Here is a 21206-nt window from a genome sequence, read left to right as displayed (position 1 = left end):
CGTGCCGCAAGGCCCGGTGCCCCGTCCGGGGCACCGGGCCTTCTGCTGTGCGCGGCCGCGCGGCCTCTCGTAGTTTTGTGCACAGGCTGTGGACGACGGTCCGCGGCATCCGGCGGAGGGCGGTCGTGATGACGGCGGTATTCGGTGTGGACATCGGTGGTTCGGGCATCAAGGGCGCCCCGGTCGACCTGGGCCGCGGCGTCCTGGCCGAGGAACGCCACAAGGTGCTCACCCCGCAGCCGTCCGCCCCCGAGGCCGTGGTCGCCGCCGTCCGGGAGGTGGTCCGGCACTTCGGCCACGAGGGCCCGGTCGGGTTGACCTTCCCCGGTGTGGTGGTGGACGGCCGGACCAGGACGGCCGCCAACGTCGACAAGGGCTGGATCGGCCTGGACGCCGAGGGGCTGTTCCGCGAGGCGCTGGACCTGCCCGCGACCGTCCTCAACGACGCCGACGCGGCCGGCCTCGCCGAGACCGTGCACGGCGCCGGCCGTGAGCAGTCCGGCGTGGTCCTGGTGCTCACCTTCGGCACCGGCATCGGCAGCGCGCTCTTCGTGGACGGCGTGCTCGTGCCCAACACCGAGCTGGGCCACCTGGAACTGCGCGGCAAGGACGCCGAACGCCGGGCCTCCTCGGCCGCGAAGGAGCGGCACGACCTGAGCTGGGAGCAGTGGGCCGGGCGGGTCGACGAGTACCTGGACCTGGTGGAGATGCTGTTCTCGCCGCAGCTGATCGTGATCGGCGGCGGGGTGAGCCGCAAGCACGAGAAGTTCCTGCCGCTGCTGCGCGAGCGCGGGGCCCGGGTCGTGCCCGCGGAGCTGCGCAACGACGCGGGCATCGTCGGTGCCGCCATGGCCGCGGCCCGCGCGGCCGGCTGAGGCGAAGCGCGGGGGCGCCGCTCAGCGCGAGCGCTGGATCCGGCGCTGGGCGACGAACCGGGCGAGGACGATCAGCGCGGCCAGTCCGGTGCCGGTGAAGAGCCAGCCGGCCCGCAGCGCGAGCCCGGTCGCCAGCGCCACCACCTGGGCGGTCACGCCCGGGGAGCTGACCGGCGCGAGCAGCGACAGCGCGAGCGCGAAGGCGATCGGACCGCTGATCGGCGCCGCGAGCAGGTCGACGTAGCGCACCCGGACGGCCAGCTGGAAGCAGACGACCACGTAGCCGAGGCCGAACAGCCAGCCCAGGCCGTCGAACAGCAGCCGGTCGGCCCCGGCCACCGCGAGGGTCGCCAGCACGCCGACCACGCCGGTTCCGACGGCGGTCAGCCGGGTGGGCCGCCCGGTGCGTCGGCGCCCGTAGAGCCGGGCGTCGCCGCGCCCGCGCAGCGGCAGCCGCAGCCGCAGCTTCGGGGTGGCGGGGCGGACGCTCGCGGGGGCCCCGGCCACCGGCCGCAGCCGGGAGGCGGGGGCCCCGGCGGCCTCGGGGCCGCGCCCGGGACCGGGGACGGCGGCGCCCTTGCCGTTCGGCGGACGGCGTCTGGGCCCTGGCGGCTGGGTACGGATGCTCTGCTCCACCCACCCAACGTACGGTCCGATCATCGCCACACTGTGTAATGGACCGTTCAGGCCTTGCTCCGTGTCTCCGGACGGAGTACTGATGTGATCGTCGTTCAGGTCCGCCGGCCTGCCCGACCGACGCCGCGCGGCGCCGCGGCGACCACCGTCCGATCCGCTCCACCGGGGGACCACCATGACCGCCGCGTTCACCTTCGAACGGCTCCACCACGTCCAGCTCGACATCCCGGCCGGCGCCGAGGACGAGTGCCGGGCCTTCTGGGGCGGTGTCCTCGGGATGACGGAGGTGGAGAAGCCACCGGTGCTCGCGGCCCGCGGCGGCTGCTGGTTCCGCGGCGGCGGGCTGGAGGTCCACCTCGGCGTCACGCCGGACTTCCGGCCGTCCCTGAAGGGCCACCCGGGCATCCAGGTGAGCGCGCTGGACGCGCTGGCGCAGCGGCTCGCCGCGCACGGCCACGAGGTCGTCTGGGACGACAACCTGCCCGGCCACCGCCGCTTCCACTCCAGCGACCGGCTGGGCAACCGGCTGGAGTTCCTGGAGCCCCTGCCGGTGGCGACCGGGGCGTGAGGAGCTGCCCGTAGACTTGGGGGTCGGCCCGCACGGTGCCGGTCCAACTCCTCCAAGCCCCGGGACTGCGCTTCATGTCGCTCACGATCGGAATCGTCGGCCTGCCGAACGTCGGCAAGTCGACCCTGTTCAACGCCCTGACCAAGAACGACGTGCTGGCGGCCAACTACCCGTTCGCCACCATCGAGCCCAACGTCGGCGTCGTCGGCGTCCCGGACGCGCGACTGGCCAAGCTCGCCGAGATCTTCGGCTCGCAGCGCATCCTCCCGGCCACGGTCGACTTCGTCGACATCGCCGGCATCGTGCGCGGCGCCTCCGAGGGCGAGGGCCTGGGCAACAAGTTCCTCGCGAACATCCGCGAGTCGGACGCGATCTGCCAGGTCGTGCGCGCCTTCACCGACCCCGACGTGGTGCACGTGGACGGCAAGGTGTCGCCCAAGGACGACATCGAGACCATCCACACCGAGCTGATCCTGGCCGACCTCCAGACCATCGAGAAGGTCCTGCCGCGACTCCAGAAGGAGGCGCGCCTCAAGAAGGACACCGCCCCCGTGCTGGCCGCCGCCGAGGCCGCGCAGGCGATCCTGGAGACCGGCAAGACCCTCTTCGAGGCCGGGTTCGACACCACCCCGATCCGCGAGCTCCACCTGCTGACCGCCAAGCCCTTCCTCTACGTCTTCAATGTGGACGAGGCCGAGCTGGCCGACGAGGACTTCAAGAACGCCCAGCGCGAGCTGGTCGCCCCGGCCGAGGCGATCTTCCTGAACGCCAAGATCGAGTCCGAGCTGATCGAGCTCGACGACGAGGAGGCGCTCGAACTCCTCCAGTCGATGGGCCAGGAGGAGCCCGGCCTCGCCACCCTCGCCCGCGTCGGCTTCGACACCCTCGGCCTGCAGACCTACCTGACGGCCGGCCCCAAGGAGACCCGCGCCTGGACCATCAAGAAGGGCGCCACGGCCCCCGAGGCGGCCGGTGTGATCCACACCGACTTCCAGAAGGGCTTCATCAAGGCCGAGGTCATCTCCTTCGCCGACCTGGTCGAGACCGGCTCCATCGCCGAGGCCCGCAGCAAGGGCAAGGCCCGCATCGAGGGCAAGGAGTACGTCATGCAGGACGGCGACGTGGTGGAGTTCCGCTTCAACGTGTGATCAATTGATTACTTTGTGATAGATCGACCTGTCAAGTGCGCAGGTCGGACGGGGTCCACCTCGCTGGGGGTGGACCCCGCTCTCTTTTCCGTGCTGACTTGGTGCTGACATCTTCGGCCCGTCGTATCCGCTTGAGTGGTACGTTATGTGGTACCAGTCATGGAGGGAGTTCAGTCGATGTCGATCACTGCCAGCGAGGCGCGCAAGGCTCTCTTCCCGTTGATCAAGAAGGTCAACGACGATCACGAGGCCATCGAGATCGTCTCCAAGCACGGAAACGCCGTACTCGTCTCGGCCGATGACTACGCCGCCCTGCGCGAGGGCTCCTACCTGTTGCGCTCGCCGGCGAATGCCCGCCGCTTGCTCAAGGCGTACGAGAACGCCCTTGGCGGCATAGGGCTTTCCGAGCGGGAGCTCATCGACCCCGACGCGGCGGACGGCGGGAAGGGCGTCGCGTGAGGCTCGTCTTCGAGGAGACCGGCTGGGAGGACTACACCTCCTGGCTCAAGAGCGACCGCAAGGTGCTCGCCCGGATCAACAGGCTCATCGAGGACGTGTTGCGCGACCCGTTCGCCGGCATTGGCAAGCCAGAGCCGCTGAAGTACCACCTGCCCGGGGCCTGGTCGCGGCGGATCGACGACGAGCACCGTCTCGTCTACCTGGTCACGGACCGGGAGATCATCATCCTGGCTGCCCGTTACCACTACTGATCGGCAGTGCAGGCCGGCGGCACCGTGCTGGTTCTGTACTGACCCCGGTCGTCGATAAGGATGTTTTCGCAGGTCGCAGCTTTGTGATGGTCATTCCGCTTCGACGTCTCATCGGATCGGCGCTCCGGGTTGACGTCATCCGTCCAATGGGCGGACCGGTCGGGGCTCGCCTTCTCCCGGGGCAAGTCCCGACCACGCGTCTGGTCCCGTGGCCCGTTCGTCCGGTGTGTTCCGGCCGGGTGGTGTCGGTGGGCGAGCGCGGCGTGGTGGGGCGGGCCCGGTGCGGCGGCCGGATAGAGGTGTGCCATGCCTAGACTCCTTCTGCGCCGATGTCCGGCTGCTCTTGCCGCGGTCGCCGCCCTCCTCCTGACGGCACCGTGCGCGACGGCCGCCGAGCCCTCGGCAGCGCTGTCCCACGGCGCCCGTTCGGGAAGACCAGCGCCGACCGACGGGCGACACTCCCCCGCACCCGACCCCAGCCGCCACCACGTGGCGCGGTTCGAGCACCAGTTGGCCAGGTCCGGCTACGTGTCGCAGTCGGGAACCGAGGAAGTGTTCGACCTGAACCGCAGGTACTGCGAGGGTGCGGTCTTCAGCGCCATGTGGCCCAACATCCAGTCGCCCTACATCATCACCGGGCTGCCGGAGGTACCGGGCCAGGCGCCCAACACCAACCCACCTGCGACGTGGCGCCTCCGGCAGGACGAGGCCGTCGTGCTGATCGGCACGACGCCACCGCCGGAGGAGTACTTCTCCTTCGACCTCACCATGCTGAACGGCTCCCTGCCCACCGGCCCGGTCCTGTGGACCTCCGTGGGCGACCCGGTCAACAACAGGACGGTGCGCACGACCGGGCCCACGCCGTACAACCAGCCGTTCGCCCTGGTGGTCACGGGCAACGCGCGCACCCGGGAGGAGGTGAACAGGATGCTGGCCTCCTCCGGCCTGGGGGACGGGACGAACAACATCACGCTTCCTCCGGCCATGTTCCGGCTGGGCCTCGACGAGGCCTCCCAGCAGTTCCTTCTCGGGACGCGCACGATCGGGCCCGACCCCGGTTTCGAGAAGGCCCTCGACGACTACCGTGCCGCGCCCCCGATCCGGGTCCTCCGGGTGCGGCCGGGGAGCAGTTCCGCGGACCAGACGACGCCGGTGTATGCCCCCGATCCCCTGCCCGTTCCCGACCTGCGCGTCTCCGGGACCGGCGCCACCGAACTCGACCTCAACCCCACGCTCGAGCTGCTGCGCCAGCGGATCGTCGACAGGTACCCGGGTTACGCGGCACACGACCTGACCGTCGAACGCGGCTTCGAGGAGTCGTACCCGGGGCTGCAGGACAACCTGGTGATCGATCCTCCCACCACGGGAGTGGGTGCCCTGTCCTATGACGCGGACGACCCGATCACGCAGACGTTCGGACTGCCGGACGGCTCGTTCGCCGTCACCTACGGCACCAACCACGCGGCCACCCAGCAGGCGAGCTACTCCAGCGTCTCGCTCTACGCGGACGCCAAGGCCGCCGTCGGCGTGGCCGCCAAGAACAACCGTGAACTGCAGGGCAGTGCGCGGGACTTCATCCCCGACCAGCGGGACGCGGACAAGTTCTACGCCTGGGCCTTCAGCCGCGCCGGCAACGCCGGACCGTCCGGCCCGCACGTGACCGCGCTCCCGTCCGCCGGTTCCGACTTCTGCGCGCAGTACGGCACGGACAGGCCCGTCGACATGGGCACGCTGCAGGTCGTGGCCCGCGCCTACATGCAACCGGCCACCCTCACCCGCCCCGCCCTGTCGTCGCTGCTCCTGGACCGCGTGCTCGTCTTCACTCCGAAGTAGGAAGAGGCAGGGAGCGGACGCGGAGCTCGGGAGAAGCCCAGCCGGTCCGCGGGCGGGCCGCAGGACGCCCGCACGCGGCCGTCGGGAGCCGTCGCCCGCCAACCGGGAAATTCCTGGTCGAGGGCCCACGGTTCCGCCGCAGGTCGGGTCCGACCGTCGTCCATTCCGCTTCAAACGTCTGACCGCCGCTCCGCGCAATGGACCGCCCGGTCCCGTGTTCGCGCGGGGCCGGGCGGTTCGGCGTTCGTGGGAGAGGGGGGCTCAGCGGACGGTGACGGTCGTCGTGCCGTCGGGCTCCGCGGTGACGGTGACGGCTTCGAGGGTGTCGGCGTGGGCGTCGGGGCGGTGGGCGGCGGCGCGGGGGCCGATGCCGACGACGCGCAGGCCGGCCGCGCGGGCGGCGGCGATGCCGGCCCCGGAGTCCTCGAAGGCGAGGCAGTCGGCCGGGGGGAAGCCGAGTGCGGCGGCGCCCTTGAGGAAGCCCTCCGGGTCGGGCTTGCTGGCGCCGACCGACTCGGCGGTCACCAGGACGCTCGGCAGCGGCAGTCCGGCGGCGGCCATCCGGACCCGGGCGAGCGGCTCGTCGGCGGAGGTCACCAGGGCGTGCGGGAGGTCGGCGAGCGCGGCGAGGAAGTCGGGCGCGCCGGGGACGGGGACGACGCCGTCGGTGTCGGCGCGCTCGGCGGCGAGCATCCGCCGGTTGTCGGCCAGGTTCTCCTCGACCGCGCGGCCGGGCAACAGCTCGGCCATGGTCGCGTGGCCCTGGCGGCCGTGCGCGACGGCGAGGACGGCGACCGGGTCGAGGCCGTGCACGGCGGCCCAGTGTCGCCAGCAGCGCTCGACGACGGCGTCGGAGTTGACGAGGGTGCCGTCCATGTCGAGCAGGAGGGCGCGGGCGGTCAGCCGGACGGGGGCGGCGGGCATGGGTCGGGCTCCTCGCGGTGCGGGCCGGCGGGTGTCGGCGGGCGGCGGTGGACCCGGTGAAGACGAGCCCTTTGTTCAATGATGATACAAAAGATCATCCGAGCAGGTGGGCGTTGACCGCCCGGGCCTCCGCCGCCAGCTCCGCCAGCTCGACCACCTCCACCCCGGCCGCCTCCAGCAGCGCCGTGCCCTGGCAGTCGGTCACGAACAGGTCCGGCTCGCGCCAGGCCACCACCACCCGCGGCACGCCCGCCGCGATGATCAGCCGGGCGCACGGCACCGGCCGCGAGGCCCGCTGCCCGCACGGCTCCAGCGAGCTGTAGACCGTCGCGCCGCGCAGTCGCGGGTCGCCGGCCGGGAGCTTGCCGAGTGCGGCCTCCTCTGCGTGGTCGTGTGCGTCCACCTCGCGGCTGTACCCCTCGGCGAGCACCTCGCCGTCCGCGCCGACGACCACCGCTCCGACCGAGAAGGCGGTCCCGGACGGCGGGCAGCGGCGGGAGAGTTCGACGGCGCGGCGCAGGTGGTCGAGGTCGGTGGTCACGGGGCGGGCTCCTTCGGGGCGTACCTGAGCAGGACGACATCGCCCACCGTACGTGCCTCCAGCAGGCGCATCCGCCGCGCCGGACCGCCGGGGAAACCGGCCGGGTGGACGAACCGCGGCGCCTGCGCCTGGCCGACCAGCAGTGGGGCCACGGCCAGCTGAAGCTCGTCGGCCAGGCCCTGCGCGAGGAACTGGGTGTGCACGCTGCCGCCGCCCTCGACCATCAGGCGGCGCACGCCGCGGGCGCCCAGGTCGTCCAGCACCGCGCCGAGGTCCACCGCGCCGCCGAGTGCGACCACGTCGGCCAGCCCGTCCAGTGCCGGGCGCAGGGTCGCCGCGCCGGCGTCCGTCGTGTACGCGACCTTGTCGCCGCCGGTGTGCCAGAACCGCAGCGCCGGGTCGAGCGCGCCGCTCGCGCTGAGCGTCACCTTCAGCGGGTACGCCGGCCGGCCGGCTGCGACCCGGGCGGCCCGGCGGCCGGCGTCGTTGACCAGCAGGCGCGGGTTGTCGGCGCGCAGGGTGTTGCCGCCGACCAGGACCGCGTCGGCGGCGGCGCGCTCCTCGTCGACCCGGTCGAAGTCGGCGGCGTTGGAGAGCAGCAGGCGTTCGGGGGAGGCGTCGTCGAGGTGGCCGTCGAGCGACACGGCGGCGCTCAGCAGGACGAAGGGGCGCGGGCCGGGCATGGGGTGGGACCGTTCTGTCGGGGGCGCCTCCACGGTACGGCGGGTGGCGGGGCGGGCACCGTCGAGCGGCCGACATGTGAGACGAATCCTCTCGCGATGCGAGAATGGGAGTAGCGTCGGGGGAAGCCGAACACGATCGAGGGGGATCCGATGAGCGAACCGTCCACCGTCTACACGCACGGCCACCAGGAGGCCGTGCTGCGCTCGCACCGCTCGCGCGGCGCCGCCGACTCCGCCGCCTATCTGCTGCCCGAACTGCGTCCCGGGCAGGCCCTGCTGGACGTCGGCTGCGGGCCCGGCACGATCACCGCCGACCTGGCCGAGCTGGTCGGTCCGAACGGGCGGGTGGTGGCCGTGGACGCCTCCGCCGAGGTGTTGGAGCAGGCGGCCGAGTACGTCGCGGGGCGGGGGCTGTCGAACGTCGTCTTCGAGGTCGCTGACGTCCACCAACTGTCCTACGGTGACGGCGAGTTCGACGTGGTGCACGCCCATCAGGTGCTTCAGCACGTGGCCGACCCGGTGGCCGCGCTGCGCGAGATGCGCCGGGTGCTGGCGCCGGGCGGCGTGGTCGCGGCCCGGGACGTCGACTACGCCTCGATGACCTGGTACCCCGAAGCGCCCGTGCTGGACGACTGGCTGGCGCTCTACCGGCGGACCGCGCGCGCCAACGGCGGCGAGCCGGACGCCGGGCGGCGGCTGCTGTCCTGGGCCCGGGCGGCCGGCTTCGCCGAGGTCGCCGCCACCGCCACCACCTGGACGTTCGCGACGCCCGAGCGGTGCGCGTGGTGGGGCGGCATGTGGGCGGACCGGACGGTCGACTCGGCGTTCGCCCGCACGGCGGTGGCCGCGGGCTTCGCCGACCGGGCGGAGCTGGAGCGGATCGCGGCCGGCTGGCGGGAGTGGAGCGGAGCCGGGGACGCCTGGTTCTCGATGCTCCACGGAGAGGTCCTGGCGCGCGGCTGAGGGCGGGGAACAAAGGGCGGGCCGGTGTTCGAAAAGATCGGGTAAAGTCGCGCGACCGTTCGTTCTCGGGGCCCGTTCGGGTCCGAGCCGTGTGCCGAAGGCCGCCGGACGGCGCAGAACGCCGAGCTGACGCCCGCACCGCCGGGCCGGGGGAGTCCACGTGTCCAAGCCCGATCCCGACGCGCCCGTCCCCGGGCCGGAGAACCCCGCGCCCTACGAGGCTCCGCGACAACCTGCGGACACCCCGGGGGACCGGGTGGACCTCGCCAAGACCGGTCTCCCGGAGGCTCCCGCCGACGTGGCCCCGCTTGCCGCCGCCCCGGCTCCCGCCGACCCGTGGGCCGCCCCCACCGGGGCCCCGCCCCTGACCCCGCCCCCGCCGCCGCCCCCACCCGTCGGGGGCTGGGCGTCGGTGCCGCCCGCCGCGTACTCCGGCTTCCAGCCCGGTCACCCGTACGGCTACCCCCAGCCCCCCAGGCAGGTCAACGGCTTCGCCATCGGAGCCCTCGTGACCGGCCTCGTCTGCGCGTGGCCGATCGCCCTCGTGCTGTCGGTCGTCGCGATGGTCCAGATCAGGAAGCGCGCCGAGCGCGGCATGGGCATGGCCGTGACGGGCCTGGTGTTCGGCGTGTTCGGCATCATGGTCACGGTGTTCGGCGTCCTCGGCGCCGCGCTGGGCCCGGTCGACCGTGCCGACTCCGGCGCGCCGCCCAAGGCCCCGGCCGGCACGGTCCGCTGGTCCGCCCTCAAGTCCGGCGACTGCTACAGCTCCCCGGACGGTGGCACCCGGGTCGACCCGGACGGCGGCGACGAGACGGTGTACTGGGTCCGCAAGGTGCCCTGCTCCGCCCCGCACCACGGCGAGGTGGCCGGCACCGCCCGGACCCCGGCGGGCGACAGCCAGAGCTACCCGGGCGAGTCGGCGATCCGAGAGCGCGCCGCGGAGCTCTGCCGCCCCGTGCTCGACGCCTACGCCCTCGACCAGTGGGCGATCCCGGACGGCATGGACGAGATCTACCTCTATCCGACCGCCGGGAACTGGAAGTTCGGCGAGCGGTACATCACCTGCGCCTTCGAGGACCGCGACGCCGAGCACGTGGGCACCGTCCGCACCGACCGCGGCAGCCTGACCTCCGCCCAGCTCGCCTACCTGGAGGCCGTCCGCGGCTTCAACACGGCCTACGCCGACCAGCCCAAGGGCGAGGTCGCGACGGCCGGCGCCGAGTACGCGACCTGGGCCGGGCGGATGGCGGCGGCCTCCCGCTCCGAGGCCGAGCAGCTGTCCCGCACGACGACGTCCTGGCCGGACGCCGCGAAGCCGAAGGTCGCGGCGCTGGCCGCCGCCCAGCGGGACGCCGCCACCGCCTGGGACTCCGCCGCGCGGACGACCGATCCGGCCGTGCTGGAGGGCGAGATCCGGCGGGCGAAGCTGCTGACGGCCAAGACCACTCCGCTGAGCGTGGACGCCCGCCGCGAGCTGGGCCTGTCCACCGGAGAGCAGGTGCCCGACCTCCGGGTCTGACGCGCCGTCTTACCCGGAGTTAACCCGGCCCGTACCTGCCGGTAGCGAGCCGCCCGTACGGTTCAGACAGGTATCCCCGGCCCGACCCCCACGCAGGCCGGGGATACGCTCCCGCCATGACCACCTTTCGGGTGATGCGGCAGGACGACAACGGCAACCGCTTCGTCGTCGCACGGGGGCTGGCGAAGGACGAGGCCGAGCGCCTCGCGGCCGAGTTCGAGGCCCGCGGCCACAAGCAGCTCTACTGGGTCGAGGTCGAGCGCGCGGCCGGGGACGCCTAGGCTCGGTGCCATGAATCCCGGGACCGTGAACATCGAGGAGCAGGCCGCCGTCCGGATCGTGATCGGCGGCGCGATCGTCCGGGCGGGGCGGGTGCTGGCCGCGCGTCGCAACACCCCTGCGGAGGTGGCCGGGCGCTGGGAGTTCCCGGGCGGCAAGGCCGAGCCCGGCGAGACGGAGGCCGAGGCGCTGGAGCGGGAGCTGCTGGAGGAGCTCGGCGTGCACGCCCGGGCACTGGCGCGGCTGCCCGGCGCGTGGGCCGTCCGACCGGGACTGGAGCTGCACTTCTGGGCCGCCGAGCTGCTCGCCGGCGACCCCCGTCCGCTCCTGGAGCACGACGAACTGCGCTGGCTCGGCCCGGACGAGCTGGACTCCGTCGACTGGCTCGACCACGACCGGGACGTCCTGCCGCACGTCGCCGGACTCCTGCGCGCCTGAGCCCCCACCTGTTGGCGCGGCCCCGGCCCCGGCGCCGCGCCAGGTAGGTCAATCGGACAAGACGACCCGGCAGCCGGGATAGCCTGGGTTCTGCTGGGTATGTCACTTTTCGGTATGTTTCGTCACCATCGGTGAGCCGCCCCAGCCGGCGCCGCCGATCCCGACCAGAGCCGGAGGCCCCGTCGGTGTCGAATACCGGTAACGGCGGCGGGGGAGCGCGGCGGACAGGCGCCGCGGGGAGCGCCGCCGCCCGCGCCCGGCTGCGCCGCGGCGCCCGCCCGGCCGCCCCGCAGCCGGCCGTCGGCCGCCGCCGGGGCCACGGGCCCGCCGCCGTCACCGAGGCCGCCCCGGGCGGTGCCGAGGCCGGCACCCCGCGGCCCGCGCCGACCCTCGACCTCCCCGCCCCCGGCCTGCGCAGCCGTCCCGGCCGCCCGTTCCCCGGCGGGCCCACCGAGCCGCCGGGCGGGGCCGGCGCCCCGGCCGAGGGCAGCCTGCTCGACATGCTCAAGGTCGCCATCGCGATCCTCGACACGGCCGGCCGCGTGGTGCTCTGGAGCCCCGCCGCCGAGGAACTGCTCGGCTGGCCGAACGAGCTGCTGGTCGGCCGCCGGATCGACGAGCTCATCCCGGACCACGACCAGGCCGCCCGGATCCAGGCCGCCATCCAGGACACCCTGCGCAACGGCCGCTGGGCCGGACCCGCCGAACTGCGCGACCGGGACGGCGTGCCGGTCGCCGTGGACGCCCGGATCTCGCTGCTGGTGGACGGCGACGGCACCCCGTTCCTCCAGGTCAACCTGGCCGAGGCGGCCGCCGTCCGGGCCGTCGAGCGCGACCTCGCGGTGCGCGACGCGCTGTTCGAGCAGTCCCCGCTCGGCATCGCCGTCCTCGACACCGACCTGCGCTACACCGCCGTCAACCAGACCCTCGCCGAGATGAACGGCGTCGCCACCGACGACCACGTCGGCCGCACCACCGGCGAGACCCTGCCCGAGCGGGCCGCCGACGAGATCACCGCCATCCAGCGCCAGGTGCTGGCCACCGGCGAGCCGGTCATCGACGTCACCCTCGCCTCCCCGGTCACGGCCCGCTCCGGCTACCGCTCGATCTCCTACAGCCGGATGACCGACCGCTCCGGCCGGGTGCTCGGCATCTCCGGCACCGTCATGGACGTCACCGAGCGCTACCGGGCCGTCTCCAAGGTCGAGCACGCCCGGCGCAGGCTCTCCCTGCTCAACGAGTTCGGCTCGCGGGTCGGCGACCTCCTCGACGCCGCCCGGATCGCCCAGGAGCTGGCCGGCTCCGTCGTCCCCCGGCTCACCGACCACTCCGCGGTGATCCTGCTGCAGGCCGTCGCCCACGGCGACGACCTGCCCCGGCACGGCCACGACCGGCGCACCTCACTGCTCCAGCTCGGCACCGCCTCCGTCCAGGACGGCCCCGAGGTCGACGTCATGCTGCGCCGCGGCGCCCGGATCACCTTCGCCGAGGACTCCGCCTGCGGCCGGGTGCTGCGCACCGGCGTCCCCGAGCTGCTCTCCGGCGCGGACCAGCTGAACGACGTCACCTACCCGGGCGACCCGAAGATGCAGGCCGCGCACGACCTCGGCGTGCACTCGATGCTCGTCGTCCCGCTGCGCGCCCGCGGCATCGTGATCGGCCTGCTGCTGGTCAGCCGGGCCGGCTACCGCGAGGGCTTCGACCGGGACGACCTCGCCTTCACCGTCGAACTCGCCGACCGGGCCGGCAGCTCCCTCGACAACGCCCGCCTCTACGCCCGCGAGCGCACCGCCGCGCTCACCCTCCAGCGCACCCTGCTCCCGCAGCAGGTCCCGCAGCCCACCGGCGTCGAGGTCGCCTACCGCTACGTGCCCGGCTCCAGCGGCACCGAGGTCGGCGGCGACTGGTTCGACGTCATCCCGCTGCCCGGCGACCGCACCGCGCTGGTCGTCGGCGACGTCATGGGCCACGGCCTGCGGGCCGCCGCGACCATGGGCCGGCTGCGCACCGCGGTCCGGGTGCTCGCCGCCCTCGACCTGCCGCCGGACGTGCTGCTGCGGCACGTCCACGAGCTCGCCGACGACCTCGCCCAGGGGCCGGACGAGGCGCTCCTCGCGACCTGCGTCTACGCCGTCTTCGACCCCGGCACGGCCCGGCTGACCGTCGCCAAGGCCGGACACATCCCCCCGGTGCTCGTGGTGCCCGGCCAGGAGACCGAGGAGCCGACCCGCACCGGCGGCCCGCTGCCCGGCGGCACCGGCCGGATCCTCGACCTGCCCTCCGGCGCCCCGCTCGGCGTCGGGGGCGTCCCGTTCGAGTCGGTCGAACTGAAGATCCCCGAGGGCAGTCTGCTCGCGCTGTGCACCGACGGCCTGGTCGAGTCCAGGGACAAGGACCTGGACGTCGGCCTCGGCCGGCTGGTCACCGTCCTCCAGGAGCCGCACGCGTCCATCCAGGCCGCCTGCGAGGCCGTGCTCGACACCATGGAGCAGGGGCGCGAGCCGGACGACGTCGCGCTGCTGCTGGCCCGGCTCGGCCACGGCCAGGCCGGCACCCCGACGGCCGGCTGGACGCTGCCGGCCGAGCCCACCGCCGTCTCCCGGGCCCGGCGGCTGGTGCGCTCCGCGCTCGCCGAGTGGGGCGTCGAGGCGCTCACCGACACTGCGGAGCTGCTGGTCAGCGAGCTGGTCACGAACGCCGTCCGGTACGCCAGCGCCCCGATCGGGGTCCGGCTGACGCTCGGCGAGACGTTGCTGGTGGAGATCTCCGACCCGCTTCCCGACCCGCCCCGCGAGCGGCACGCGGCCGAGGCGGACGAGGGCGGCCGGGGCCTGGAGCTGGTCCGCCGGATCGCGCTGCGCTGGGGCGCCAGGGCCGAGGGCATCGGCAAGGTCGTCTGGTTCGAGCAGGCGCTCACGGGTAATGAGCCCGACGAGCCGTGAGGCGTGCGGCGGGCGAGGGCGTGAGCCGGCGCGGACGACCAGCGGGACGCGAGTAGAACGGGGCTGCATATGCCACCTGGTGGCCAGGGGGAGCGCGCACTCCGGAAGGGGGCGCGGGCGTGGCATTGTGGTTGCGCGGGCGGTAGGACAAAAACCTTCGCCCGATCTGATGTTGTGATGTTGAGGGCGTGTGAACGCACCCCTCGATGATGAATACTCGGTCTTCTCGACATCCGGACGGTCGCGGGTTGGAGGGGTCGGTCCGTTGAACAGCACCCCGGCGCGGAACGCGCCGAGCAGCAGCGGTCATGCTGCCGTGCCCGGGCAGGCCGGTTCACCGCACCTGCCCGCCCCGGTGACCGCCCGCGCGGCCGCCGCGGCCGAGGGCCGGCACGGCGCCGCCGCCCCCGCCGGCACCCACGCGGGCGCCGGCTCGGTCTACGACTACATCCGGGTCGCCACCTTCGCGATCGGCCCCGACGGGCGGATCAGCCAGTGGAGCGAGCGCGCCGCCGAGTTCTTCGGCGTCCCCGCCGCCGACGCGGTTGGCGCCGACCCGATCACCACGTTCGTCCCGCGCGAGCTCTGGCAGCGCGGCCGCGCCCGGCTGGAGCGCACCCTCGGTGGCGAGGAGTGGACCGGCACCACCCCCTACCTCGACGCCGCCGGCGGCGAGGGCCTGGCCGAGCTGTACCTGATGCCGGACACCGCGCTGCCCGCCGGCGCCACCTGTCTCGCCGTCGACCTCGGCCGGCTGCGCCGCGTGGAGACCGACCTCGCCGCCTCGGAGGCGGTTTTCGGCCAGACCCCGACCGGCTTCGTCCTGTTCGACGACCGGCTGCGCCTCCAGCGCGTCAACGACGCCTTCGCCTCCGGCATGGGCCTCGCCCCGGTCGACCTCGAAGGCCTCACCCCGCACGACCTCTTCCCGCCCTCCGAGGCCGACCGGCTCAGCGCCGCCCTGCGCAAGGTCCTCGCCACCGGCGAGCCCGTGTTCGACCTGCGCTTCCACGGTGTCGTCCCCACCCGCGAGGGCAACCGGCTCTGGGCCGTGTCGCTCTACCGCCTCAACGGCGCCGCGGGCCAGCCCATCGGGGTCGCCGGACAGGTCTCCGACGTCACCAGCCGGCACGTCGCCGAGCGCGAGGCCGACGGCGTGCGCCGCAACCTCGCCCTGCTCAACGAGGCCAGCGCGCACATCGGCTCCACCCTCGACCTGGAGACCACCGCCAAGGAGCTGCTGGACGTCGTCGTCCCGCCGTTCTGCGACCTCGCGACCGTCGACCTGTACACCGCGCTGCTCTCCGGCGAGAGCGTCCCGAGCGCCGGGCGCCTCGGCGACACCGTCCTCACCGACGGCAGCGGCGAGCTGCGCCGGGTCGCCGTCTCCAGCGTCGTCGGCGGCGCCTCCTCGGTGCTCGGCTCGGTCACCGGCCTGCCCATCGCCGAGGCCGGCGGCACGCTCTGCTACCCGCGCCGCTCCCCGCACGCCCGGGCCCTGCGCACCGGCCGCAGCGTCGTCCCCGAGCCGGGGCCCGACCCGCTGTTGCGCTCCACGCTGATCGTCCCGCTGGTCGCCCGCGACCAGGTCCTCGGGCTCGTCCAGCTCTCCCGCGCCATCGGCAGCGAGCCCTTCGACGCCCGCGACGTCGCCATCGCCGAGGAGCTCGTCGCCCGCGCCGCCGTCTGCATCGACAACGCCCGGCTCTACCGCCGCGAGCACGAGCGGGCCCTGATCCTCCAGCGCAGCCTCCTGCCGCCCGGCAACCCGGCCGCCAGCGGCCTGGAGATCGCCTGCCGCTACCTGCCCAGCAACAACAACACCGAGGTCGGCGGCGACTGGTTCGACGTCATCCCGCTGCCCGGCAACCGCACCGCGCTCGTCATCGGCGACGTCATGGGCCGCGGCCTGCGCGCCGCCGTCGCCATGGGCCAGCTGCGCACCGCCGTCCGCACCCTCGCGATGCTCGACCTCGACCCCGCCGAGGTGCTCGGCGCCCTCGACGAGATCGCCCGCGGCCTCGGCGACGACTCCGTGCCGGCCGGCCCGGCCAGCCCGTACGGGCGGCTCACCTCGACGGCCGACGAGGAGGCCCGCGAGGTCTACCTGGCCACCTGCGTCTACGCGGTCTTCGACGCCGTCACCCGCCGCTGCGTGTTCGCCAACGCCGGCCACCTGCCGCCGGTCCTGCTCAGCCCCGGCGAGCCCGCCCGGATGCTCGACGTGCCGCCCGGACTGCCGCTCGGCGTCGGCGGCGAGCCCTTCGAGGAGGTCGAGCTCACCCTGCCCGACGGCGCCGTCCTCGGCCTGTACACCGACGGCCTCGTGGAGAGCCGCAAGCACCAGCTGGACGAGGGCCTGCGGGCCTTCCGCACCGCGCTCTCCGTCGAGGGCAAGGACCTGGAGGACCTCTGCGACCACGTCCTCGGCGAGCTCAACCCGCACCACGGGGAGGACGACATCGCCCTCCTGATGGCCAAGGTGCACGCCTTCCCCGAGGACAGCGTCGGCAACTGGTTCCTGCCGCCCGAGCCCACCTCCGTCGCCAAGGCCCGCGAACTCGCCTGCAGCTGGCTGCTCGCCCGCGGCCTGGACGAACTCGTCGACACCACCGAGCTGCTCGTCAGCGAGCTGGTCACCAACGCGCTCAAGCACGGGCGGGGCGAGATCCGGCTGCGGCTGCTGCGCGACCGCGGCATGGTCTGCGAGGTCTGGGACGACGGCTACGCCCAGCCCCGGCAGCGCCGCGCGCAGGAGACCGACGAGGGCGGGCGCGGCCTGCAGCTCGTCAGCCTGCTCGCCGAGCGCTGGGGCAGCCGGCGGACGCCCAAGGGCAAGATCGTCTGGTTCGAGCTGGCGCTCTGAGGCGTCCGGGGATCGGCCGTCCGGGTGCAGTCGCCCGGCGGCCCGCCGTGTCGGCAAGGGCTCGCCCGGCCGGTCGGCGTTCGATGGCCGCCATGCGCGTCCGCCAGCTCACCGCCGCAGCCGCCGCCCTGCTGCTCGCCGCCGTGCTCGGCGGCTGCTCCGACCGTCCGGCCCCGGCCCGGCCCCCGGCCCCCGAGCCCGTCCCCGAGGTCACCGCCGCCACCGGGGACGTCCCGCCCACCGACCGCGCCGCCGTCGGGGACGGCGGGACGCTGCGCTGGGCGGTGGACCGCGTCCCCGCGACGCTCAACGTCTACCAGCCCGCCGCGACCGCCGACTCGGCGCTGCTCGCGCACGCTCTCTACCCGTCGCTCTTCCGGCCCGACGGGCACGGCCGGCTCGTCCCCGACCCGGACTACCTGGCCGGCGCCGAGTCCACCCCGCCCGGTCAGCAGCCGCAGGTCGTCACCTACCGGCTCAACCCGCACGCCGTCTGGAGCGACGGCACCCCGCTGACCGCCGCCGACCTGATCGCGCAGCGGGCCGCGCTCTCCGGCCTCGACCCGGCATACCGGAGCGGCCACCCGGCCGGGTACGACGCCATCGACTCGATCGGGCAGGGCGCCGACCCGCGCGAGGTCAAGGTCACCTTCCGGCGGCCCTGCGCCGACTGGCCGTCCCTCTTCGGACCGTTGTACCCGGCAGCCGAGACGTCCACCGCGGCGGCGTTCAACCAGGCGCTCGCGGGCGGCGAGCACCCCAGCGCCGGGCCGTACACGGTGTCCCGGTACGACGCCGAGGACGGACGGGTGACGGTGGTGCGCAACCCGCTCTGGTGGGGCGACCGGCCGAAGGCCGACCGGATCGACTTCCTCGCGGCGGCCCCCGAACGGCGCCTCGACGCCCTGGACCAGGACCTGCTGGACATCGCCCCGGTCACCGCGGCGGTGGACCGGGCGGCGCCCCCGGCGCCGTCCGCGAGCCCCTCCGCCGCCGCGCCGCCCGCCGCCGCACCCGAGGCGGCCGCGCTCGCCCTGCGGCGGGCCGAGTCGCTGCCCGGGATCACCGTGCACCGGGCCGCCACCGCCTCGCTCACCCAGCTCACCCTCAACGCGGCCCGGGCCCCGCTCACCGACCCGGCGCTGCGCCTCGCGCTCGGCCGGGCCGTCGACCGGCGGCGGGTCGCCGCCGCGGCCCTCACCCCGCTCGGCCTCGCCCCGGCGACCCTGGGCAGCCACCTCCTCGCGGGGGACCAGGACGGCTACCGCGACAACAGCGCCGCCGCCGGCCCTGCCGACGCCGCCCGGCTCTTCGACGAGGCCGGGTGGAAGCGGCCGGACGGCGGCGGCACGCGCGCCAAGGACGGCAAGGCGCTCACCCTCGACCTGCTCGTCCCGGCCGGCTCCGCGACCGCCAAGCGCACCGCCGACGCCCTCACCGCCGGCCTCGCCGAGCAGGGCGTCGCCCTGCGGACGGTGACCGCGCCCGCCGACACCTTCGTCAAGGACCACCTCGCGGTGGGCGACTACGACCTCGCCCTGTTCTCCTGGCCGGCCGGCCCCAGCCCGGCGAGCGAGCAGCGGCCGGCCTACGCCAAGCCCCGGCCGGACCCCGACGGCACCCTCGACCCGGGCAGCAACTACGCCCGCAGCGGCACCGAGGAGATCGACCGCCTCTTCGACCGGGCGGCCGGCGAGCTCGACCGGGCCACCCGTCTGGACCTGCTCCAGGAGGCCGACGTCCGGATCTGGCAGCTCGGCCACTCGGTGCCGCTCTACCAGCGGCCGGAGCTGGTCGGCGTCCGCTCGGGCGTGGCCGGGGCCGGGGTGTGGGGCTTCGACTGGCCGCGCTTCCAGGACGTCGGATGGTCCCTGACGTCGTAGCCCGGCGTGATCCGGCTGTGATCTTGATCCCGCCGGACGGGCTCGTTTCTGCCCCGGTGCGCCCTTCCCCGTACCATAGGAGAAAGCCGAGGCATGTCCAGATGCCCGGCGGGTGGACCGGTAGTAGCAGGCGAACGGGTGGCGGCGGCCGACAGCGGCCGCAAGTGCGCGTCTCGCGGCCGGGCGCCGTAACCCACGATTCCGGGAGAATCCGCTAGGCATGCCCACGCGCAACGACATCCGTAACGTCGCCATCGTCGCCCACGTCGACCACGGCAAGACCACCCTGGTCGACGCCATGCTGAAGCAGGCCGGCGCCTTCGCCGCCCACCAGCAGCTCGACGACCGCATGATGGACTCGAACGACCTGGAGCGCGAGAAGGGCATCACCATTCTCGCGAAGAACACCGCCGTCAAGTACCACCCCAAGGACGGTGGCGCGCCGATCACCATCAACATCATCGACACCCCGGGCCACGCCGACTTCGGTGGCGAGGTCGAGCGCGGTCTGTCGATGGTGGACGCGGTCGTGCTCCTCGTCGACGCCTCCGAGGGTCCGCTGCCGCAGACCCGCTTCGTGCTCCGCAAGGCGCTCTCGGCCCGTCTGCCCGTCATCCTCTGCATCAACAAGACGGACCGCCCGGACTCCCGGATCGACGAGGTCATCAACGAGACCTACGACCTCTTCCTGGACCTGGACGCCGACGAGGACCAGATCGAGTTCCCGATCGTCTACGCCTGCGCCCGTGACGGCGTCGCGTCGCTGACCAAGCCGGAGAACGGCACCGTCCCGGCCGACAGCACCAGCCTGGAGCCGTTCTTCTCCACCCTGCTGGAGCACGTCCCGGCCCCGAGCTACGACGAGGACGCCCCGCTCCAGGCCCACGTCACCAACCTGGACGCCGACAACTTCCTCGGCCGCATCGCGCTGCTGCGCGTCGAGCAGGGCGAGCTGCGCAAGGGCCAGACCGTGGCCTGGATCAAGCGCGACGGCTCGATCCAGAACGTCCGCATCTCCGAGCTGCTGATGACCGAGGCGCTCACCCGCAAGCCGGCCGAGGTCGCCGGCCCCGGTGACATCTGCGCCGTCGCCGGCATCTCCGACATCATGATCGGCGAGACCCTGGCCGACCCGGAGAACCCGGTCGCGCTGCCGCTGATCACGGTGGACGAGCCGGCCATCTCGATGACCATCGGCACCAACACCTCGCCGCTCGTCGGCCGTGGCGGCAGCGGCAAGGGCGCGGACGCCAAGTCCGGCGCCAAGGTGGACCGCAAGGTCACCGCCCGCCAGGTGAAGGACCGCCTGGACCGCGAGCTCATCGGTAACGTCTCGCTGCGCGTCCTGGACACCGAGCGCCCGGACGCCTGGGAGGTGCAGGGCCGTGGTGAGCTGGCGCTGGCCATCCTGATCGAGACCATGCGCCGCGAGGGCTTCGAGCTGACCGTCGGCAAGCCGCAGGTGGTCACCAAGGAGGTCAACGGCAAGACGCACGAGCCGGTCGAGCGCCTCACCGTGGACGTCCCCGAGGAGCACATGGGTGCCGTCACCCAGCTCATGGGCGTCCGCAAGGGCCGGATGGACAACATGTCCAACCACGGCTCGGGCTGGGTCCGGATGGAGTTCGTCGTGCCGTCCCGCGGCCTGATCGGCTTCCGCACCGAGTTCCTCACCAACACCCGCGGCACCGGCATCGCCCACTCGATCCACGAGGGCCACGAGCCGTGGTTCGGCACGCTGACCACCCGCAACAACGGCTCGCTGGTCGCCGACCGGGCCGGCGTGGTCACCGCCTTCGCGATGACCAACCTGCAGGAGCGCGGCGTGCTCTTCTGCGAGCCGGGCACCGAGGTGTACGAGGGCATGATCGTCGGCGAGAACTCGCGCTCCGACGACATGGACGTGAACATCACCAAGGAGAAGAAGCTCACCAACATGCGGTCCTCGACCGCCGACGTGGCCGAGTCGATCGTCCCGCCGCGCAAGCTCTCGCTGGAGCAGTCGCTGGAGTTCTGCCGCGAGGACGAGTGCATCGAGGTGACTCCGGAAACGGTTCGCATCCGCAAGGTCGTCCTGGACCAGAAGGACCGCGGCCGCACCGCCTCGCGCGCCAAGAAGGCGTGATCCCGACGGTTTGATCGGCCTTTGGCCGGAAAGATCCGCCCCCCTTTCCACTGGAGAGGGGGGCGAACTTTTTCAATCACCCCAAGTTGTCGATGCGCGTATAAACGGAATAGCGCCTATCACAGTCGAGTGTCCGCTGAGCGAACATGACAGTCCGTCATTCATGACGACTGTCCGTTTGGTACCTGTCTGGCTATGTCTCATATGTCCGGTTTTCGAAACTTACCGACCGTTCATGTGACCTAATTGAGATCGGCATTGGTCACTTTC

At 73.5% G+C, this 21206-nt stretch carries 16 protein-coding genes and 1 pseudogene; 14 read left to right on the top strand and 3 right to left on the bottom strand.

Going from position 1 to position 21206, the window contains the following annotated elements:
- Positions 1-128 precede the first annotated feature (128 nt).
- A complete protein-coding gene (gene ppgK, locus AB0C76_RS11950; protein WP_359963381.1) occupies positions 129-875 on the top strand; it encodes a polyphosphate--glucose phosphotransferase in 747 nt (248 codons plus the stop codon).
- Between the two features lie 21 nt (positions 876-896).
- Here ppgK and AB0C76_RS11945 read toward each other — a convergent pair whose 3' ends face one another.
- Positions 897-1511 carry a DUF6542 domain-containing protein gene (locus AB0C76_RS11945; protein ID WP_359963379.1) on the bottom strand — a complete coding sequence of 205 codons (615 nt, stop codon included), beginning with the start codon at positions 1509-1511 and terminating at the stop codon, positions 897-899.
- A 175-nt stretch (positions 1512-1686) separates the two neighbouring features.
- On the opposite strand from AB0C76_RS11945, the gene AB0C76_RS11940 reads away from it, so the two are divergent.
- The 5 genes from AB0C76_RS11940 to AB0C76_RS11920 all read left to right on the top strand — a co-directional run bounded on the left by AB0C76_RS11940 (position 1687) and on the right by AB0C76_RS11920 (position 5770).
- Positions 1687-2079, top strand: a complete 393-nt coding sequence (locus AB0C76_RS11940) for a glyoxalase (protein WP_359963376.1) — start codon at positions 1687-1689, stop codon at positions 2077-2079.
- Positions 2080-2153: 74 nt separating this feature from the next.
- Entirely contained in the window at positions 2154-3227 is a 1074-nt protein-coding gene (gene ychF / locus AB0C76_RS11935; protein ID WP_359963373.1) for a redox-regulated ATPase YchF, read from the top strand.
- Between the two features lie 177 nt (positions 3228-3404).
- Positions 3405-3686 carry a type II toxin-antitoxin system prevent-host-death family antitoxin gene (locus AB0C76_RS11930; RefSeq protein ID WP_359963370.1) on the top strand — a complete coding sequence of 94 codons (282 nt, stop codon included), beginning with the start codon at positions 3405-3407 and terminating at the stop codon, positions 3684-3686.
- On the top strand, positions 3683-3937 hold the full coding sequence (locus AB0C76_RS11925; protein ID WP_359963368.1) for a Txe/YoeB family addiction module toxin: 255 nt from the start codon (positions 3683-3685) through the stop codon (positions 3935-3937). Before AB0C76_RS11930 ends, AB0C76_RS11925 begins: the two co-directional genes overlap by 4 nt.
- 306 nt (positions 3938-4243) lie before the next feature.
- Positions 4244-5770: a hypothetical protein gene (locus tag AB0C76_RS11920; protein WP_359963365.1), complete on the top strand. Its 1527-nt coding sequence runs from the start codon at positions 4244-4246 to the stop codon at positions 5768-5770.
- Between the two features lie 261 nt (positions 5771-6031).
- On the opposite strand, the gene AB0C76_RS11915 is transcribed toward AB0C76_RS11920, so the two are convergent.
- Positions 6032-6694 carry an HAD-IA family hydrolase gene (locus AB0C76_RS11915; protein WP_359963362.1) on the bottom strand — a complete coding sequence of 221 codons (663 nt, stop codon included), beginning with the start codon at positions 6692-6694 and terminating at the stop codon, positions 6032-6034.
- 94 nt (positions 6695-6788) lie between these two features.
- Positions 6789-7918, bottom strand: a pseudogene (locus tag AB0C76_RS11910) (dihydrofolate reductase family protein).
- A gap of 150 nt (positions 7919-8068) precedes the next feature.
- Between AB0C76_RS11910 and AB0C76_RS11905 the strand changes: the two are divergent.
- The 8 genes from AB0C76_RS11905 to typA all read left to right on the top strand — a co-directional run bounded on the left by AB0C76_RS11905 (position 8069) and on the right by typA (position 20936).
- Positions 8069-8881, top strand: a complete 813-nt coding sequence (locus AB0C76_RS11905) for a methyltransferase domain-containing protein (protein ID WP_359963361.1) — start codon at positions 8069-8071, stop codon at positions 8879-8881.
- A 160-nt stretch (positions 8882-9041) separates the two neighbouring features.
- Positions 9042-10403, top strand: a complete 1362-nt coding sequence (locus AB0C76_RS11900; RefSeq protein ID WP_359963358.1) for a DUF4190 domain-containing protein — start codon at positions 9042-9044, stop codon at positions 10401-10403.
- 116 nt (positions 10404-10519) lie between these two features.
- Positions 10520-10684 (top strand): SPOR domain-containing protein, encoded by a 165-nt coding sequence (locus AB0C76_RS11895; RefSeq protein WP_359963355.1) that lies wholly within the window; start codon positions 10520-10522, stop codon positions 10682-10684.
- A gap of 10 nt (positions 10685-10694) precedes the next feature.
- On the top strand, positions 10695-11120 hold the full coding sequence (locus tag AB0C76_RS11890; protein WP_359963352.1) for an NUDIX domain-containing protein: 426 nt from the start codon (positions 10695-10697) through the stop codon (positions 11118-11120).
- Between the two features lie 185 nt (positions 11121-11305).
- Positions 11306-14062: a SpoIIE family protein phosphatase gene (locus tag AB0C76_RS11885; RefSeq protein ID WP_359963349.1), complete on the top strand. Its 2757-nt coding sequence runs from the start codon at positions 11306-11308 to the stop codon at positions 14060-14062.
- A gap of 448 nt (positions 14063-14510) precedes the next feature.
- Entirely contained in the window at positions 14511-16928 is a 2418-nt protein-coding gene (locus tag AB0C76_RS11880) for a SpoIIE family protein phosphatase (protein ID WP_359963532.1), read from the top strand.
- Between the two features lie 92 nt (positions 16929-17020).
- The gene (locus tag AB0C76_RS11875; protein WP_359963346.1) at positions 17021-18811 is read left to right on the top strand and encodes an ABC transporter family substrate-binding protein; all 1791 of its coding nucleotides are present in this window, start codon (positions 17021-17023) and stop codon (positions 18809-18811) included.
- Between the two features lie 220 nt (positions 18812-19031).
- Complete coding sequence (gene typA / locus AB0C76_RS11870; RefSeq protein ID WP_359963344.1) at positions 19032-20936, top strand: translational GTPase TypA; 1905 nt, start codon at positions 19032-19034, stop codon at positions 20934-20936.
- The last annotated feature ends 270 nt before the right edge of the window (positions 20937-21206 follow it).

The sequence above is a fragment of the Kitasatospora sp. NPDC048722 genome (assembly GCF_040650235.1).
Taxonomy (GTDB): domain Bacteria; phylum Actinomycetota; class Actinomycetes; order Streptomycetales; family Streptomycetaceae; genus Kitasatospora.
This window is presented reverse-complemented; position numbering and strand designations above follow the sequence as displayed.